This is a genomic window from Pseudomonas sp. RW409 (assembly GCF_003184125.1).
GTDB classification, from domain to species: Bacteria; Pseudomonadota; Gammaproteobacteria; order Pseudomonadales; family Pseudomonadaceae; genus Aquipseudomonas; species Aquipseudomonas chlororaphis_I.
This window is the reverse complement of the sequence record NZ_QHHP01000004.1, coordinates 509,945-527,695: the sequence shown is the minus strand read 5'-3', so window position 1 is coordinate 527,695 and position 17,751 is coordinate 509,945. Positions and strand designations below refer to the sequence as shown.

16 protein-coding genes are annotated in these 17,751 nt (G+C 64.9%); 8 read left to right on the top strand and 8 right to left on the bottom strand.

Annotation, left to right across the window (positions count from 1 at the left end):
• The first annotated feature begins 9 nt into the window (after nucleotides 1-9).
• Nucleotides 10-408: an EamA family transporter gene (locus tag DK261_RS05010; protein WP_009050573.1), complete on the top strand. Its 399-nt coding sequence runs from the start codon at nucleotides 10-12 to the stop codon at nucleotides 406-408.
• 128 nt (nucleotides 409-536) lie between these two features.
• Here the strand turns inward: DK261_RS05010 and DK261_RS05005 are convergent, their stop codons facing one another.
• A complete protein-coding gene (locus DK261_RS05005; RefSeq protein WP_110175351.1) occupies nucleotides 537-1,403 on the bottom strand; it encodes a fatty acid desaturase in 867 nt (288 codons plus the stop codon).
• Nucleotides 1,404-1,927: 524 nt separating this feature from the next.
• Nucleotides 1,928-2,710 (bottom strand): MipA/OmpV family protein, encoded by a 783-nt coding sequence (locus DK261_RS05000; protein WP_016703443.1) that lies wholly within the window; start codon nucleotides 2,708-2,710, stop codon nucleotides 1,928-1,930.
• 230 nt (nucleotides 2,711-2,940) lie between these two features.
• Between DK261_RS05000 and DK261_RS04995 the strand changes: the two genes are divergently transcribed.
• Genes DK261_RS04995 through DK261_RS04970 form a run of 6 tightly spaced genes read left to right on the top strand, consistent with a single transcriptional unit; the run spans nucleotide 2,941 to nucleotide 10,245 of the window.
• On the top strand, nucleotides 2,941-3,660 hold the full coding sequence (locus tag DK261_RS04995) for an MtnX-like HAD-IB family phosphatase (protein ID WP_009050576.1): 720 nt from the start codon (nucleotides 2,941-2,943) through the stop codon (nucleotides 3,658-3,660).
• Nucleotides 3,653-5,047: an aspartate aminotransferase family protein gene (locus tag DK261_RS04990; protein ID WP_028683284.1), complete on the top strand. Its 1,395-nt coding sequence runs from the start codon at nucleotides 3,653-3,655 to the stop codon at nucleotides 5,045-5,047. The genes DK261_RS04995 and DK261_RS04990 overlap by 8 nt, the downstream gene beginning before the upstream one ends.
• Entirely contained in the window at nucleotides 5,044-5,925 is an 882-nt protein-coding gene (locus tag DK261_RS04985; protein ID WP_110175350.1) for a carboxylesterase, read from the top strand. The genes DK261_RS04990 and DK261_RS04985 overlap by 4 nt, the downstream gene beginning before the upstream one ends.
• 14 nt (nucleotides 5,926-5,939) lie before the next feature.
• A complete protein-coding gene (locus DK261_RS04980) occupies nucleotides 5,940-7,067 on the top strand; it encodes a GNAT family N-acetyltransferase (protein WP_028683285.1) in 1,128 nt (375 codons plus the stop codon).
• Nucleotides 7,064-8,851, top strand: coding sequence for an ATP-binding protein (locus DK261_RS04975; protein ID WP_110175349.1), 1,788 nt, complete (start codon nucleotides 7,064-7,066; stop codon nucleotides 8,849-8,851). The genes DK261_RS04980 and DK261_RS04975 overlap by 4 nt, the downstream gene beginning before the upstream one ends.
• Nucleotides 8,848-10,245, top strand: coding sequence for a sigma-54 dependent transcriptional regulator (locus tag DK261_RS04970; RefSeq protein WP_009050581.1), 1,398 nt, complete (start codon nucleotides 8,848-8,850; stop codon nucleotides 10,243-10,245). Before DK261_RS04975 ends, DK261_RS04970 begins: the two co-directional genes overlap by 4 nt.
• Nucleotides 10,246-10,579: 334 nt before the next feature.
• Here DK261_RS04970 and DK261_RS04965 read toward each other — a convergent pair whose 3' ends face one another.
• Both DK261_RS04965 and metE read right to left on the bottom strand, forming a co-directional pair.
• Nucleotides 10,580-11,614: an alpha/beta fold hydrolase gene (locus DK261_RS04965; RefSeq protein ID WP_110175348.1), complete on the bottom strand. Its 1,035-nt coding sequence runs from the start codon at nucleotides 11,612-11,614 to the stop codon at nucleotides 10,580-10,582.
• 367 nt (nucleotides 11,615-11,981) lie between these two features.
• The gene (gene metE / locus DK261_RS04960; protein WP_009050583.1) at nucleotides 11,982-14,294 is read right to left on the bottom strand and encodes a 5-methyltetrahydropteroyltriglutamate--homocysteine S-methyltransferase; all 2,313 of its coding nucleotides are present in this window, start codon (nucleotides 14,292-14,294) and stop codon (nucleotides 11,982-11,984) included.
• Between the two features lie 108 nt (nucleotides 14,295-14,402).
• On the opposite strand from metE, the gene metR reads away from it, so the two are divergent.
• Entirely contained in the window at nucleotides 14,403-15,320 is a 918-nt protein-coding gene (metR, locus tag DK261_RS04955; RefSeq protein ID WP_009050584.1) for a transcriptional regulator MetR, read from the top strand.
• A 33-nt stretch (nucleotides 15,321-15,353) separates the two neighbouring features.
• Here the strand turns inward: metR and DK261_RS04950 are convergent, their stop codons facing one another.
• The 4 genes from DK261_RS04950 to DK261_RS04935 form a co-directional block, all read right to left on the bottom strand.
• A complete protein-coding gene (locus DK261_RS04950) occupies nucleotides 15,354-15,863 on the bottom strand; it encodes a GNAT family N-acetyltransferase (protein WP_110175347.1) in 510 nt (169 codons plus the stop codon).
• 39 nt (nucleotides 15,864-15,902) lie between these two features.
• Nucleotides 15,903-16,541 carry a LysE family translocator gene (locus DK261_RS04945; protein ID WP_110175346.1) on the bottom strand — a complete coding sequence of 213 codons (639 nt, stop codon included), beginning with the start codon at nucleotides 16,539-16,541 and terminating at the stop codon, nucleotides 15,903-15,905.
• A 27-nt stretch (nucleotides 16,542-16,568) separates the two neighbouring features.
• Complete coding sequence (locus tag DK261_RS04940; RefSeq protein WP_110175345.1) at nucleotides 16,569-17,003, bottom strand: NUDIX domain-containing protein; 435 nt, start codon at nucleotides 17,001-17,003, stop codon at nucleotides 16,569-16,571.
• A 236-nt stretch (nucleotides 17,004-17,239) separates the two neighbouring features.
• On the bottom strand, nucleotides 17,240-17,512 hold the full coding sequence (locus DK261_RS04935) for a type B 50S ribosomal protein L31 (protein WP_016703453.1): 273 nt from the start codon (nucleotides 17,510-17,512) through the stop codon (nucleotides 17,240-17,242).
• Nucleotides 17,513-17,751: the final 239 nt, after the last annotated feature.

Genomic DNA, 17,751 nt, shown 5'->3' with positions numbered 1-17,751 from the left:
AAAGACGGTATGACTGCACAGACTCACGGCTGGCTCCACGGGCGCCTCGGCACCCTGGTGCTCTGGGCCCTGCTGATCGGCTTCGAAAGCGCCGGCCAGATCGCTACCAAGGTCGGTGGCGATCAGCTGGGCCAGATGGATTTCAACCTGCAATGGCTGGCCGCGGTGGCGGTCAACCCGGGAGTGCTGCTGGCGATCGCCTGCTACATCGGCGCCTTCTTCGTGTGGATGCTGATCCTGCGGCGCAGCAGCCTGTCCCTGGCCTTCCCCCTGAGTTCGCTGGTGTTCGTGGTGGTGTTGCTCGGCTCCTGGCTGGGCCTGGGCGAGCAGATCAGCCTGCTGCACTGGGTCGGGGTGCTGGTGATCATCGGCGGGATCGCCCTGCTGGCCGAGGGCGAGGAAGCCTGAAGGGCTTTTGTAGCCGCTGCCGAAGGCTGCGATAAGGCCGGAGGCCTTCAGCGATCTCAAGATCCTGCGCCCGCTTCGCGGTCGATCGCAGCCTCGCAGGCTCGGCAGCGGCTACAGGTGCGCGGGTGTCAGGGCTTCGGGTGTTTCAGCAGAAAGCCCAGGCCATGGGCCAGCGGGATCACCTTCACCCCCGCCGCCCGCTGCTGTTCGCGGATCTCGCGGTGGAAGGCCTTGACCCGGGTCCAGTGCATCTTCGGCCGGTAGTGGTGTTCGGCGTGGTAGCCGTTGTTCATCCAGATCAGGTTGTAGAGCCGGCTGTAGGAACTCACGCCCCAGGCGATCGGCAGGTCCGGGTTGCCGCCCAGGTGCTCGTAGTAGCCGTTGAGCGAAGACAGCGACTGTCCCAGGTACCAGAACGGCAGCAGCACCAGCAGCGCATGCCAGTCGTATAGCGCCAGCGCCACATAGACCAGCACCGTCATGCCGATTTCCACCTTGACCCAACGCGCGTCCGCCGGGCGCTTGCGCTGCATTTCCTGGTAGATGGCCTTGGGGTCGTCGCGGAAAAAACTCAGGAAGGTGTAAGCCCAGACATTGTCTGGCTGGCCATTGCGGCCATGCAGGTAGATCGACAGCGGGTCGACCGTGGTGCCGTCCGCCCCGGGCCGATCCGAGTTGCCACGGTGATGGCGGTTATGGATATCGCGGTACAGGGTCTGGGAAAAACCGATGGTCACCGACAGCAGCAGGTCGAAGGCGCGGTTCAGCCAGGGCAGGCTGAAATAGGCGTTGTGGATCTGGTTGTGGGAGATGCTGTTGATGCTCCACGACAGGCTGACCGCATACAGCAGCGCCGCCGGCAGGATCACCCACCAGGACAGACTGTGAAAGGCCAGCACCAGCCAGAGCACGAAGGAAAAATGCGCCAGGGCCATCAGGATCGGGACGATGTCCCACAGCGAATGGGCGAGCAGGCGATAAGCGGGACGAGCCATGAAGAACTTCCTGAAAAGTGGGTTCATGGCTGCCAGTGCAAAGGGTGGACCAATTCCTCCACTGCAGGAGCGAAGCTTGCTCGCGATGAATGCTGACGCGGTGCTTCAGGCACTGCGCAGCGCCTGGATCGCGGGCAAGCCTCGCTCCTACAGAAACAGCGCATGCCGGCAGAGGTATTCCGCCGCGCTTTTGTAGGAGCGAAGCTTGCTCGCGATGAATGCTGACGCGGTGTTTCAGACACCCCGCAGCGCCTGGATCGCGGGCAAGCCTCGCTCCTACAGAAACAGCGCATGCCGGCAGAGGTATTCCGCCGCGCTTTTGTAGGAGCGAAGCTTGCTCGCGATGAACGATAACGCGGTGCTTCAGGCACTACGCGGCGCCTGGATCGTGGGCAAGCCTCGCTCCTACAGAAACAGCGCATGCCGGCAGAGGTATTCCGCCCCGTTTTTGTAGGAGCGAGGCTTGCCCGCGATGACGACCTGGAGCACGCCCCGCAAGCCCGGCGATAAGGCCTTGGCGGGCCTCAGAACTGGTAGCTGAGGGCGGTCTGGACCTGGCCCTGATTCACTTCGCCGCGCTCGCGCACCAGGGTGCTGTCGGCCGCCGAACCCGTCAGGTGAATCCAGCTGGCGCTGGTCATCCACGACCAGTTGCCGCCCAGGGGCACCTGCAGGTTCTGGGTCAGGGTCAGGTTCTGCAAACCGCCGCCGGCGCTGTAGCGGCCGATGCCCGTGGCCTGGGCCTCGGCGTCGCTGATGCCAAAGAAGGTCTGGGTCTGCCGGGCGTCGGCGAAATGCGCGGTGAGGTTGTTGCTGCCAATGATCCCCAAGCCCAGGGGATAACCGATTTCACCGCCGACCTTGCCCAGCAGGCCACCCTGGCCCTCGCCCGCAGCCACCGCGCTGCCGAGGGAGGCGAACAGGCGCCAGAAGTCGTCCGGCGCGTACTGGATGTAGCCGCCGACATCGGCCATGTTCGGCACGTCCCGCAGGCCGCGCAGCGAGCCGTTGGCGTTACGTCCCGGCAAATAGTTGATATAGGGCCCGGCGCTGAAACCATTGCCCTTGAAGGCATCCCAGGTCAGGCCGTCGTCGGTGTCGAGGCTGACATCGCCCCACTCCAGATCGACATAGGGCAAGGGCACGGTGTCATGCCGGCTGCCGCTGGGGTCATGGGGTTGGTAGCCGATGCCCAGGCCCAGCGAACCGCCCAATCCATCCTGGCCCCCGTCCTCGGCGAAAGCCCCGCAGGCAGCCCCTAGCGACAGCAGGACGGCAAGCAGGGCGGAGCGTGTGAAGCTGAACATGGCGCGGGTTTCCTGGAGTGAAGATGCGCGCATCAATCACCACCCCGCCCCCTCCCTGCAAGCACTGATGTTGTTTGTAGCGAGCTACAAAATTTGTAGCTCCAGCCACCCCACCAAACGCCTTTTCCCCGCGCAGAGCCCGGCCCGCCTGGGCCGAAGGCAGTTGGCACAGTCCCTGCTCCAGTGCCTGGCATGCGCAAAGTGCGCTCCTCTCCAACAGGTAACTGCAGATGATGCACTGGCATATCGTGTGTGACTTCGACGGGACCATCACCCGCACCGACGTGATCGACAACGTCCTCCAACGCTTCGCCGACCCGAGCTGGGAAGACATCGAGCAACAATGGCTGGACGGCCATATCGGCTCCCGGGAATGCCTCAGCCGCCAACTGGCGCTGGTCAAGGCCTCGCCCGCCGAACTGCTGGCCTGTTTCGACAGCGTCGAGATCGATCCCGACTTTCCCGACTTCGTCGATCACGTGATCGGCCTGGGCGCGTCCCTGGAAGTGGTCAGCGACGGCATCGAGCAAGGCATCGCGCGGATCCTCGCGCGCCACTACGTGAGCCTGCTGCCGATCCTCGCCAACCGTCTGCGCCAGGTCGACCAGAACAGCTGGCGCATCGACTTCCCGCACGCCAGCGACGCCTGCCGCGCCGCATCCGGCAACTGCAAATGCAAATCCACGCCCAAGGGCAAGCGGGTGCTGGTGATCGGCGACGGCCAGTCCGACATGTGCGTGGCCGCCAGCGCCGACTTCGTCTTCGCCAAGGGCCGCCTGGCCGAGTACTGCCAACGCAACGCCATCCCCCACGCGACCTTCGATTCCTTCGCCGAACTGCCGGCACTGCTGGCCCTGTTGCCCAACGAAGCGGCCAATGCCGGCGCCTTCGCCCTCGACAACACCACCGAACATTGCGTCCCCACTCAGGAACTCTTCCATCATGTCTGACATTCGTATCGCAACCGCAGAAGACCAGGTGCTTCTGGAAAAAGAAGCCAAGTACTGCTCCTACGGCGACACCGTCCACTACATCGAGCCGCCACGGATTTTCAGCCGCTGCGAAGGTTCCTACGTCTGGGACACCAGCGACCAGGCCTACCTCGACCTGCAGATGTGGTACTCGGCGGTGAACTTCGGTTATGCCAACCCGCGCCTGAACAATGCCCTCAAGCAACAGATCGACACCCTGCCGCAGATCGCCAGCCAGTACCTGCACAAGGGCAAGATCGAGCTCTCGGAAATGATCGCGGTGGATGCCAAGAAGAAGTTCGGCCTCGACGGCCGCGTGCACTTCAACGTCGGCGGCTCGCAGTCCATCGAGGACTCGCTGAAAGTCGTGCGCAACGCCACCAATGGCAAGAGCCTGATGTTTGCTTTCGAGGGCGGCTACCACGGTCGTACCCTCGGCGCTTCGTCGATCACCTCCAGCTACCGCTACCGTCGCCGCTACGGCCACTTCGGCGAGCGCGCCAACTTCATTCCCTTCCCCTACCACTTCCGCGGCCCCAAGGGCATGACCAAGGAAGAGTACGGCAGCCACTGCGTGCAGCAGTTCGCCCGGCTGTTCGAGACTGAATACAACGGCGTGTGGGACCCGAAAGTCGGCCAGAGCGAATACGCCGCCTTCTACGTCGAGCCGATCCAGGGCACCGGCGGCTACGTGATCCCGCCGATGAACTTCTACAGCGAGCTCAAGCATGTGCTCGACCAGCACGGCATCCTGATGGTGGTCGACGAGATCCAGATGGGCTTCTACCGCACCGGCAAGCTGTGGTCGATCGAGCACTTCGACGTCAAGCCGGACGTGATCGTCTTCGGCAAGGCCCTGACCAACGGCCTCAACCCCCTGGGCGGCATCTGGGCCCGCGAAGAGCTGATCAACCCCAAGGTGTTCCCGCCGGGTTCGACCCACTCCACCTTCGCCTCCAACCCGCTGGGCACCGCGGTGGGCCTGGAAATGTTCAAGATGACCAGCGAGATCGACTACGGCGCGATGGTCATGGAGAAGGGCAAGTACTTCCTGGCCGGCCTGCAAGACTTGCAAAAACGCTACCCGATCATCGGCGACGTCGACGGCCTGGGCCTGGCGCTGCGCTGCGAGATCTGCACCAGCGACGGCTTCACCCCGGACAAGGCGACCCTGGACTACATGGTCGAGGAAGGCATGAAGGGCGACATCGAGATCAATGGCCAGCGCCTGGGGCTGATTCTCGATGTCGGCGGCTACTACAAGAACGTCATCACCCTGGCCCCCTCGCTGGAAATCAGCTACGCGGAGATCGACCTCGGCATCGCCCTGCTCGACCGTCTGCTGGACCGGGCCATGAAACGATGACAGCACAGATCGATCCGGGCGCCGGCATCGACCTGGGCCAGGGCGACGCCGGCTTCATCCTCGGCAATGGCGAGGTCGCGGTGTTGTTGATCCACGGCCTCACCGGCACCCCGACGGAACTGCGTCGGGTGGCCGTCGGCCTGGCCCAGGCCGGGTGCACGGTGTACGTGCCGACCCTGGCCGGGCATTGCGGCAACAACGCCGACCTGCAGGCCACCGGCTGGCAGGACTGGTACGAGGGCGTGCGCCGGACCTTCGTCGGCATCCGTCAGCGTCACCGGCAGGTGTTCGTCGGCGGCCTGTCGATGGGCGCCGTCATGTCCATGTACCTGGCCTCGGAACACCCGGGGCAGGTCAGCGGCCTGCTGATGTATTCGACCACCCTCAAGTACGACGGCTGGAGCATCAACAAGCTGGCGTTCCTCACCCCGCTGCTGATGAAGATTCCGTTCGGCGTGCACATCTGCAGCTTCGAGGAGAAGCCGCCGTACGGCATCAAGAACAAGCGCCTGCGGGCGGTGGTCGAGCGGCAGATGAAGGCCGGCGAAAGCAGCAGTGCCGGCCTGCTGACCATGGAAGGGGTGACTGTGCGCGAGCTGCACCGGATGAACGCGGTGGTGAAAAAACGCATGCCGTCGATCACCACCCCGGCGCTGGTGCTGCACTCCATCGAGGACGACATCACCAGCCGCTGGAACGCCGACTATGTCGAGCGCAAGCTCGGCGGCCCGGTGGTCAAGGTGCTGCTCGACAACTGCTACCACATGATCACCGTCGACCTGCAGTACCGCCGGGTGGTGGAGTTGAGCGCGGACTTCATCGAACGCCAGGCGGGCCCGCGGCCCGCGGTGTACGAAGACCAGCGCCAGTTCGCCTGATTCAAGGACCGCACGTGATCACCAGCCAAGTCTTTTCGAGCATCCAGGCCATCGACCGCAGCGCCTGGAACGATTGTTTTCCCGGTGCCCTGGAGAATTGGGACTATTACCTGGCAGTACAGGACGCCGGCATCGAGGACTTCACCTGGCGCTACCTGGCGGTGTTCGAAGACGAGAAGCTGGTGGCCGCCGCCCCGGCCTTCATCACCCACTATCGCCTGGATACCACCGTCTCGGGCCCGGCCAAGCGCCTGAGCGAACGCCTGCAACGCTGGTGGCCGGGGCTGCTGCAACTGCCGCTGTACGCCATCGGTTCGCCGGTGGCCGAACAGTGCCACGCCGGCACCGCCAGCCATATCCCCGCGGTGCGCCGCCAGGCCCTGCTCGGGCAACTGCTTCACCTGGCCCGGCGCGACGCCGACGCCCAGGGCATCGGCCTGCTGGCGGTCAAGGATGCCGCCAGCCAGGACCGGCAATGGGCCGCCAGCTGCCAGGCATTCGGCCTGCAAGCCATGCCCAGCCTGCCCAGCGCCCTGCTGCCGGTGCCCTTCGGCTCGCAGGATGCCTACCTCGGCACCCTGGGCAAATCCACGCGCAAGGACCTGCGCCGCAAGTTGCGTGCGCCCGGGCCGCGGATCGAATGGCGACGCAACATCGACGACGTCCTGCCCCAGGTCATGCGCCTGTATGAAGCCACCCTGCGGCGCAGCGACCTGCAATTCGAACGCTTACCCGCGCCCTACTTCACCGGTATCCTCCAGCACTTGGGAGAGCGTGCCGCCTGCGTGCTGTACTGGGTCGACCAACAACTGGTGGCCTTCAACCTGGTGCTGCTGGACGAGCACCGGTTGATCGACAAATTCTTCGCCCACGACCTGGAGATCAGCCGTGAGCACAACCTGTATTTGCGCAGTTGGATGGCCAATGTCGACTACTGTATCCAGCACCGGATCGCGCTCTACGAATGCGGCCAGGCCGGTTATGCCAGCAAGTTGCGCCTGGGTTGTAGCTTCACCGGCAACAGCCTGTTCTTCCAGCATCGCAACCCGCTGCTCGACACCCTGCTCAAAGGGCTGAAATATGTTCTCCGGCCGGATCGCACCGACCCCGCCATGGCCGCTGCACTAAGCGAAAGTTCATGACCAGAAAAGACCGCCGCACCCCTCGCCCTTTCGCCATCTCCCGCTGGAGCCTGCAGCGCAAGCTGGTGCTGGCGTTCTGGATGGTCAGCGTGATCCCCACGATGATCGCCGCCGAGCTGGCGGCCACCACCCTGTCGCAGATCTTCGACAGCAACGTGCGCATCTGGCTGCAGGAATCGACCAAGATCGTCGAGGACGAAATCACCGAGACCCTGCGCGACAACGCGCGCATCGCCCAGCTGTTCCTGCGTTATGCCAGGCCGCCCACCGACCGCAACGCAGCCAAGCACGACAAGCTCACCGCCGACATCGCCGACTCCATGGGCATTGATGTAGTGGCATTGATCCGCAAGCGCGACCACCAGGTGGTGTTCAGCACCGCCGCCGACGATATCGTCGGACAGATCAGCCTGGCCCATAACGCCGTGCTACAGACCCTGCAGGTCGGCGGCGTGGCCACCGGCGCGGTGGTCTCGACCTTCCAGACCACCCTCGACGGCATCGACTACCAGCTGCTGATCGCCACCTACCTGGACGCCAGCTTCCTCACCAGCGTGGCCGACGTGCACTCCCTCGACCTGCGCCTGTACCTGGCCAAGGCCAACGACTTCGCCGAGATCTTCGCCACCCAGCGTTTCGAGGACCACCCGACCCAGGTGCCGGAAAAGATCGAGAACATCCTGCGCGACACCCGCCAGCCCACGGAGCAGTTCACCAGCCGCTACAGCGGGCTGTACCGGCCGATCTTCAACGACAGCGGCGAACTGGTGGGGGTGATTTTCAGCGGCCTGCTGCGCCACAGCAGCCTGGTGGGGCTGGTCAACCAGAGCAACCTGTTCATCCTGATCTTCCTGCTCAGCTCGGCGGCGTCGCTGGCCGTCGGCTGGCTGGTGTCGAAACGACTGACCATGCCCCTGCGCGGCTTGTCCAAGGGGGTCCAGGCGGTGATCGCCGGTGACTACCGGCAACGGGTGCCGGTGATTGGCGGCGACGAGCTGGCGGAGTTGAGCAGCACCTTCAACCACATGAGCGAACGCCTGGGCGAACTGCAGCACCTGGAAGCCCAGTTGCGCCGTCGCGACCGCCTGCACGCCCTGGGCGAAGTGGCCATGGGCCTGGCCCACGAGATCCGCAACCCCCTGGGCATCATCAAGACCGCCACCCAACTGCTGCACCGCCGTGCGGATCTGCCCGAAGGCGACAAGCGTCACCTGGAATACGTGATCAGCGAAGTCAGCCGGATCAACGACCTGATCACCGACTTCCTCGACTTCGCCAAGCCCAGCGCGCCGATCCGCTCGACCCTGCTGGCGCGGCCGCTGGTGGAGGAGCTGATCGGCTTCTGCGAGCCGGAACTGGCCAGCCACAAGATCGACGCGCAGATCGACGACCAGGCGCCGGGCGCGACCCTCTACGCCGACGCGCGCCAGCTCAAGCAGGCCTGCCTGAACCTGATCCTCAACGCCATCGACGCCATGCCCGCGGGCGGGCGCCTGACCCTGGGCATCGCCCAGGACGCCGAGCACACCATCCTGCGGGTCACCGACACCGGCCAGGGCATCGAGCCGGACATGCTCGAACGCATCTTCACCCCCTTCGTCACCACCAAGGCCTCGGGCACCGGGCTGGGCCTGGCCAAGGTGTTCTCGATCATGGAAAACCATGACGGGCACATCGAATGCAGCAGCGAAATAGATGCCGGCGCCACCTTCAGCCTGTACATTCCGGCCAAGGGTGAGGATGACGAAGAGGATGATGAAAATGAGCAAAAGGCCCAGCCATGACGCATAACCTGCTGGTGGTCGACGACGAGCCCAAACTCTGCGACCTGCTGTCCTCGGCGCTGAGCCAGGACGGCATCCAGGTGTTCACCGCCGGCAATGGCCTGCACGCGCTCAAGGTGCTGGAACAGGAAGAGATCGACCTGGTGATCAGCGACTGGCGCATGCCCGGCATGGACGGCCCGCAGCTGCTGGCCGAGGTCAAGCAGCGCTACCCGCAGATCCCGGTGATCGTCATGACCGCCTACAGCACGGTGAAAAACGCCGTGCAGTCGATGCGCAACGGCGCCTACGACTACATCGCCAAGCCCTTCGACATCGACGAGCTGGACATCACCGTCAGCAAGGCCCTGCAGTTTCGCGACATCCTCAAGGACAACCAGCGCATGCGCGCCGAGCTCGACGAGCACCGGCAGATCGACAGCCTGGTGGGCGACAGCCCGACCTTCCGCCGGGTCCTGCAAGCGGTGGACTCGGTGCGCGAAAGCAACGCCACCATCCTGCTGACCGGCGAAAGCGGCACCGGCAAGGAGATGGTCGCCCGGGCCATCCACCAGCACGGCAACCGAGCCAACAAACCCTTTGTCGCGGTCAACTGCGCGGCGATCCCCGAAGGCCTGCTGGAAAGCGAAATGTTCGGCCATCGCAAGGGCGCCTTCACCGGCGCCGTGGCGGACCGGGTCGGGCGCTTTCAGCAGGCGGACAAGGGCACGCTGTTTCTCGATGAGGTCGGCGACATGCCGCTGGCCCTGCAGGCGAAGATCCTGCGCGCCTTGCAGGAACGGGTGATCGAACCGGTGGGCGACCCGCGCGAGCGCAAGGTCGATGTGCGGGTGATTGCCGCCACCAACAAGAACCTGCTGGAGGCGGTGGCCAACAAGGAGTTTCGCGAAGACCTGTATTACCGCCTCAATGTCTTCCCGATCCCGCTGCCCGCCCTGCGCGAGCGGGTCGAGGACATCGCGCCCCTGGCCCGGCACTTCGCCCACACCCTGGGCGCCACCGCCGGCAAACGCATCACCGGTTTCAGCCCGCAGGCCTTGCAGGCCATGGCCAACTACGCCTGGCCGGGGAATATCCGCGAACTGCAGAACTGCGTCGAACGCGCGACCATCGTCGCTGCGGGCGCGGTGATCGAGGAAAGCGACCTGCCGGGTTATCTGTTCAGCTCACCACCGCTGAACGCGGGGGCCAGCGCCCTGCCCGGCGACAGCCTCAGCGTGCCCAGCGACCTGGACGCGGCCCTGGCCGAAGTGGAGAAGGCCTACATCCTCGCCGCCCTGCAACAGAGCAACGGCGTGCAGGCCGCCGCCGCGCAGTTGATCGGCATTTCCGAACGCAGCTTCTGGTACCGCCTGAAAAAACTCGGGATCCAGGTCGACAAGATCGTCCGCTGATACCCCCCGTCACCTAGAACCAAGGCCACCACGGACCTGTAGGAGCGAGGCTTGCCCGCGATAGCGGTACCTCAGACACACCACATTGCCCCAATCGCCGGCAAGCCTGGCTCCTACAGAAGCCAAGGCCACCACGGACTTGTAGGAGCGAGGCTTGCCCGCGATAGCGGTGCATCAGACACACCGCATTGCCCCAATCGCCGACAAGCCTGGCTCCTACAGAAGCCAAGGCCACCACGGACCTGTAGGAGCGAGGCTTACCCGCGATAGCGGTGCATCAGACACACCGCATAGCCCCAATCGCCGGCAAGCCTGGCTCCTACGCAAGCCTAGGTCAGAGCAGGTTCGGCGCGGGCAGCGGATCGATCTGCGCCCAGTGCGAGGTGTCTTCGCGATGGCTTTGCAGGTAGGGCAGCACCGCCGCCAGCAACGGCGCCTTGAAGGCTTCCTGGAAACGATGGGCCAGGCCCGGGATCAGCTTCAATTGGCTGCCCTGGATATGCGCGGCCAAGTGTACGCCGTGCATCACCGGCAGCAGCGGATCGGCGGTGCCATGCACCACCAGGGTCGGCACGCGCAGCTGGTTGAGCAGGGCCACCCGGCTCGGTTCGGCGAGGATCGCCATGATCTGGCGCTTCACCCCTTCCGGGTTGAAGGCACGGTCATAGGCTTCCGCCGCCTGGTGCAGCAGCGCTTGCCGATCGTCGGTGACCTGCGGGCTGCCAAGGGCGGCCAGCAGGTCGGCCTGCTGCTCCAGCGCCACCTCACGGTTCGGCGCGCCGCGCCGCGACAACAGCTGCACCAGCGCCGCGTTGGGCGCCGGCAGGCCTTCGGCGCCGGAGCTGGTCATGATCAGGGTCAGGCTCTCGACCCGTTGCGGCGCCATGGCCGCCAGGTGCTGGGCGATCATCCCACCCATGCTCGCACCCAGGACATGGAACTGCTCGACCTGCAGGGCATTCATCAGGCCCAGGGCGTCGTCGGCCATGTCGGTCAGGCTGTAGGGCGCGGCCACCGGCAGGCCGAGCTTGTAGCGCAGCACCTCGAACGTCAGGTTGGCGTTGGCCGGCGCCTGGCGCCAGGTGGACAGGCCGACGTCGCGGTTGTCGTAACGGATCACCCGGAACCCCTGCTGGCACAGGGCAACGACCACTTCGTCCGGCCAGTGGATCAACTGCCCGCCCAGGCCCATCACCAGCAGCAGCGCAGGATCGGAGGCACGGCCGATGCTCTGGTAGGCCAGGCTCACCAGCTCCAGTTCGACCCTCTGGGTCGGTACGTTGACATCACAGCGAGACGCCGCCTGAGACGGCAGGCCGAGCAGCAGCGCGGCCAGGAAAACAGTCGTTGAAAAAAATCTTGCCCACATGAAGAAACACCGAAACGCAGAAGCCCAGTAGAGCGCGAGTCTGATGAACTTTGATCGAGCGCGCTGCCACAGTTACGTGACAGTTTGATGAAGATTGCCCAGCGGTCATAAAACCCTGTAGCCGCTGCCGCAGGCTGCGATCGGCCCGAAGGGACGCAGCGATCTTGAACCCGCTGAAGGCCTTCGGCCTTATCGCAGCCCGCGGCAGCGGCTACAAAAGCCCGCAGCATCGTGCCCCGGCCCACTGTAGGAGCGAAGCTTGCTCGCGATGGTCATGAACGATGACGCGGTGTTCCTGAAGCAGCGCGGCGCCTGTGGGCTCATCGCGCGCAAGCTGCGCTCCTACAAGGATTGGCGTTGGCTGGGATCAGGCCTGTTGGTTACGCAACTGACGGGCGGCGGCGACCATGTTGACCAGGGCGGCTTCGGTTTCCGGCCAGGCGCGGGTCTTCAGGCCGCAGTCGGGGTTGACCCACAAACGTTCGGCGGGGATGCGCCGGGCCGCCTTGCTCATCAGCTTGACCATCTCGGCGGTGTCCGGCACCCGCGGCGAGTGAATGTCATACACCCCCGGGCCGATGTCGTTCGGGTAGTCGAAGGCCTCGAACGCCTCCAGCAGCTCCATGTCCGAACGCGACGTCTCGATGGTGATCACGTCGGCATCCATGGCCGCGATGGCCTGGATCACGTCGTTGAACTCGCTGTAGCACATGTGGGTGTGGATCTGGGTGTCGTCGCGCACCCCAGAGGCGGTCAGGCGGAAGGCTTCCACCGCCCAGTCCAGGTACGGCTGCCAGTCCGCCCGGCGCAGCGGCAGGCCCTCGCGGAATGCCGCTTCGTCGATCTGCACGATCTTGATCCCGGCCTTCTCCAGGTCCACCACCTCATCGCGCAGGGCCAGCGCCAGTTGCCGGGCCTGCACCTCGCGGGACACGTCCTCGCGGGGGAAGGACCACATCAGCATGGTCACCGGTCCGGTGAGCATGCCCTTCATCACCTTGTCGGTCAGGCTCTGGGCGTAGCTGATCCAGTCCACCGTCATGGCCTGCGGGCGGCTCAGGTCGCCGTAGATCACCGCCGGTTTCACGCAGCGCGAACCGTAGCTCTGGACCCAGCCGAAGCGGGTGAACAGGTAGCCGTCCAGTTGCTCGGCGAAGTACTCGACCATGTCGTTGCGCTCGGCCTCGCCATGCACCAGCACGTCCAGCCCCAGGCGTTCCTGGACCTGCACCGCGTGGCGGATTTCGCAGCGCATGGCGTCGGTGTAATCGTTGTTCGACAGCTTGCCCTGCTTGAATGCCTGGCGCGCCAGGCGGATCGACGCGGTCTGCGGGAACGAACCGATGGTGGTGGTCGGGAACACCGGCAGCTTCAAGCGGGCGTGCTGCTGGGCAATGCGTTGGGCAAAGGGCGAGTGACGCTGGCTGTCGGCGGCGCTGACCGCCTTGAGCCGCGCCTGGACCTCGGCCTTGTGGATGCGCGGCGACTGCGCGCGGCTGGCCTGCACCTGGCGGCTTGCGGCCAGGGCCGCCTGCACCGCCGGGGCCTGGGGATCGTTCAGGGCGTCACGCAGCACCGAGATTTCGCCGCATTTCTGCACGGCGAAGGCCAGCCAGCTTTTCAGCTCGGCATCCAGCTGGTCTTCCCGGGCCAGGTCCACCGGGCTGTGCAGCAGCGAGCAGGAACTGCTGACCCACAGGTTGTCGCCAAAACGCTCCTGCGCCGCTTGCAGCTGCTGCAGCGCCTGCTCCAGCTCGCAACGCCAGACGTTGCGGCCGTTGACCAGGCCCACGGAAAGAATCTTGTAGGTCGGCAGGCGATCGAGCACCTGGGTCAGTTGCTCCGGTGCCCGCACGGCGTCGATGTGCAGGCCGTCCACCGGCAGGCCGACGGCCAGCCCGAGGTTGTCCTGCAGGCCGCTGAAATAGGTGGCCACCAGCTTTTTCAGCGGCGAGTACTGGAGGATGTGGTAGGCCCGCTCGAAGGCGCCCTTCCATGCCTGCGGCAGGTCGAGGGTCAGGATCGGTTCGTCGATCTGCACCCACTCCACGCCCTGGGCCTTGAGGCGGTTGAGGATTTCACCGTAGACCGGCAGCAGGCGCTCCAGCAGCTCGAGCTTGTCGAAGTCGTTGCCCTTGGCCTTGCCCAGCCACAGGTAGGTCAGCGGACCGATGATCACCGGCTTGACCCGATGGCCCAGGGCGTGGGCTTCGTCGACCTCGTCGAACAGCTGCTCCCAGCTCAGCTTGAACGACTGGTCGGCGCTGAATTCCGGGACCAGGTAGTGGTAGTTGGTGTCGAACCACTTGGTCAGTTCCTGGGCGTACTGGGTCTTGGCCTGATCGCCGCCACAGCAGCCAGCCGAGGCACCGCGGGCCATGGCGAACAGGGTGTCGAGGGTCGGCCGGCCCTGGGCGTCCTTGCTGCTGTCGAAGCGCTCGGGAACCACGCCGAAGGCCAGCGAGTGAGTCAGCACCTGGTCGTACCAGGCGAAGTCGCCCACCGGCAGCAGGTCGATGCCGGCGTCCTTTTGCAGCTGCCAGTGCCTGGCTCGCAGCTGGCGTCCGACGTCTTGCAGCGCCTGCCGGTCGAGGTCGCCCTTCCAGTAGGCTTCGAGGGCTTTTTTCAGTTCGCGGTCGGCGCCGATGCGCGGAAAACCAAGGGTGTGGGCCAAGGCCATGGGTGGGTTCCTCCCGGTAAAAGATGGCGCTATTGTCGACAGCCAAGCCAACATGAGACAAACTCAACCTTTTCGTGTTGATCACAAAATTTACTCATGGAGACCCTGGTGCTCGAAATCCGTCACCTGAAGACCCTGCACGCCCTGCGCGAAGCCGACAGCCTGGTCGAAGCCGCCGAACGCCTGCACCTGACCCAGTCCGCCCTGTCCCACCAGTTCAAGGAACTGGAAGAGCGCATGGGCATGCCGCTGTTCGTGCGCAAGACCAAGCCGGTGCGCTTCACCAGCGCCGGCCTGCGCCTGCTGCAACTGGCGGACGCCACCCTGCCGTTGCTGCGCGCAGCCGAGCGGGACATTTCCCGCCTGGCCGGCGGCACCGCGGGCCGCCTGCACATGGCCATCGAATGCCACAGCTGCTTCCAGTGGCTGATGCCGACCATCGACCAGTTCCGCGATGCCTGGCCGGAAGTCGAGCTGGACCTGGCCTCGGGTTTCTCCTTCGCCCCGCTGCCGGCCCTGGCCCGCGGCGACCTGGACCTGGTGGTGACCTCCGACCCGGTGGAACTGGCGGGCATCACCTACGTGCCGCTGTTCACCTACGAAGCCATGCTGGCAGTGGCCAACCAGCACCGCCTGGCCAGCAAGCCCTACATCGTTCCGGAAGACCTGCTCAGCGAAACCCTGATCACCTACCCGGTGGAGCGCGACCGCCTGGATATCTTCACCCGCTTCCTGGAACCGGCCGACATCGAGCCGGCCCAGGTCCGTACCTCGGAACTGACGGTGATGATGATGCAGCTGGTGGCCAGCGGCCGTGGTGTGTGCGGCATGCCTCACTGGGCGCTGCATGAATACAGCTCACGGGGTTATGTGAAGGCCAAGCGCCTGGGGGAAAAAGGCCTGTTCGCCACGCTGTACGCGGCGATCCGTGCCGACATGCTGGATGCGCCCTATATGCGCGACTTCCTGCTGACCGCCAAGGACACTTCGTTCTCGACCCTGGACGGGGTCAGCGCGGTACGTTGAAAAGCCGCATCAGCCTGGAGGAACGGGGGGAATTCAGAGAGGGGAGACGACTTCACGCCACAGGTGGAGTTTGTCGAAGTACTCGACGCCCACCCGCACCGCCAGCGGCTCCAGGCCGAACTGGACGAAACCGCAGCGCTGGTACAGCGCCAGCGCGGCCTCGTTGCCAGCGGTGACGGTCAGTTGCACCAGCCGCACCCCGGGGCGTTGGCGTGCCTCCCGCAGCAGCGCCTGGACCAGCCGGTAGCCCAGGCCGCCGTGGCGATAAGGCTGCGCCACATACAGGCCGAACAGCGTGGCCTTGTGTCGGGCTTTCTCCCGGACCTCGAACGCCAGCCCGACGATGCCCACCAGCTCGCCACCCTCGAAGGCCCCCAGCAACAGGTCCAGCGGACTGCTCAGCCGCGACTCCCACCAACTCAGGGGCATCGCCGCGCGTTCGGCGACGCTGGAGGTAAAAGCCTGCGGATGCCGTTCATAGGCTTCGAGCATCAGCGCGCGGTAGGCGGCGGCGTGACTGGCATCGAGGTGCTGGATGGACATGGTTGGTCGAGGCCCCGGGCTCGCGGGTGAATGAAAGGATCAGGCCGTCTGGCGTTGTTCCAGCAGCAGACGCACCGCCAGCCCGGCCAGCACGAAGCCCATGAAATAACGCTGGGTCGCCAGCCACAGCGGGTTGTGCACGAACCAGGCGGCGATTCCCGAAGCGAACAGCGCGATCAGCAGGTTGACGCTGAAGCTCACACTGATCTGGGTCAGGCCGAGGATGATGCTCTGGGTGAACACCGAACCGTGTTCCGGGCTGATGAACTGGGGAAAGACCGACAGGTAGAACACCGCGATCTTCGGGTTCAGGGCGCTGGTGAGAAAACCCATCAGGATCAGCTTGCGCGACGAGTCCGGCGGCAGCTGCTGCGCCTCGAACGGCGAACGCGCGCCCGGCTTCAGGGCCTGCCAGGCCAGCCACATCAGGTACAGGGCGCCGACCCACTTGAGCACCTCATAGGCCACCGGCACCGCCATGAAGACCGCGGTCAGGCCGACCGCCGCGGCGAACAGGTGAACGAAGAAACCGGCCACCACGCCGACCAGCGAGGTCACGCCTGCCCGGCGGCCCTGGCAGATCGAACGGGAGATCAGGTAGATCATGTTGGGGCCGGGGGTCAGCACCATCAGCAAGGCTGCGGCGATGAAGATCAACATGTCGTGAAGGGGAATCATGATGGGCAATCCTTTGTCCTTGAAAAATCAGGCCGAGGCCAGTTGCGAGGCGCGATAGAACGGCAAGATCAGGTCGCGTGTCAATGGGGCCAGGGTGAGCTCGTCGCCAGCCTCCGGATCGATCCAGCGGACCTCCTCGATTTCCGCCGCGGGCCGAACCTCGTCGGTGTCCAGTTCGAGACGAAACAATTCGGCCTCGACCACAAAACCCGGCTCGTTGGCCGCCGGTGCGCAAAAACGTCCCAGGTAACGGGCGTCGGCCGGGGCGATACGCAGCCCGAGTTCCTCTTCCAGTTCACGGGCCAGGGCCTGGGCCGGCAACTCGCTCGGCTCGATCTTGCCGCCTGGCTGCATGAAGGCCTGGGTGCCGCGCTTGCGCACCAGCAGGGTACGGCCGTCGGGGCCGATCAACAGGGCCGCGGCGATACGGATAAGGGGGGATGTGGCGCTTGAAAGAGTCATGAAAAACCTGGATCGGTTACGCGAGGCGGCAAGGATCCCATGACTGGCGAGTCGTCGTCACGACACAGTCGGCCGCTGTTTTTTCCATACACCCGGCGCCTCGGGCGGCGGGACGAAGCGCTGGCCACCCAGGCCTTCCATGGACGGGCCGGAATAAAGAGGGAAATGGAAAAGTGGAACCGCCCGCTCCTGCAGCGATGCAGGAACGAGCGGGTACGCGGCAAGGGCCGGGGCCCTCAAGCGTTGCCGGTCTTGCCGGACGAACCGAACGATGCGAAACGCTTGTTGAAGCCGGCGATCCGCCCTTCGGACTGGGTCTTGCGCTGCTGGCCGGTGTAGACCGGATGCGAGGCGCTGGAGACGTCGAGGGCGACATAGGGGTAAGTGTTGCCATCGCTGTGGCGCTGGGTGCGGTCGGTGTCCACGGTGGAACCGATCAGGAAGTACACGTCGGCGGCGGTGTCATGGAACAGCACGGTGCGGTAGGCAGGATGGATATTGGCTTTCATGGGAGTCTCCAGGGGATAGCTAAGGCCGAATTGCGTTATACAGTAACATTATTCAATCATGGAAACGAGAACCAGTTGCAATAAGGAAAGCTGTCAATCGTCTATCGCCCTCGGCAACGCCCGGCTCCAGGCGCTCACGCTTGCCCAAAGCGCTCAACGAACAGCCACGCGGGTGTTCGCCGAATGCCGGGGCAACTGGCGCAATCACCTGGAAGATTCGCTGCAACGCCTCAAGAGCA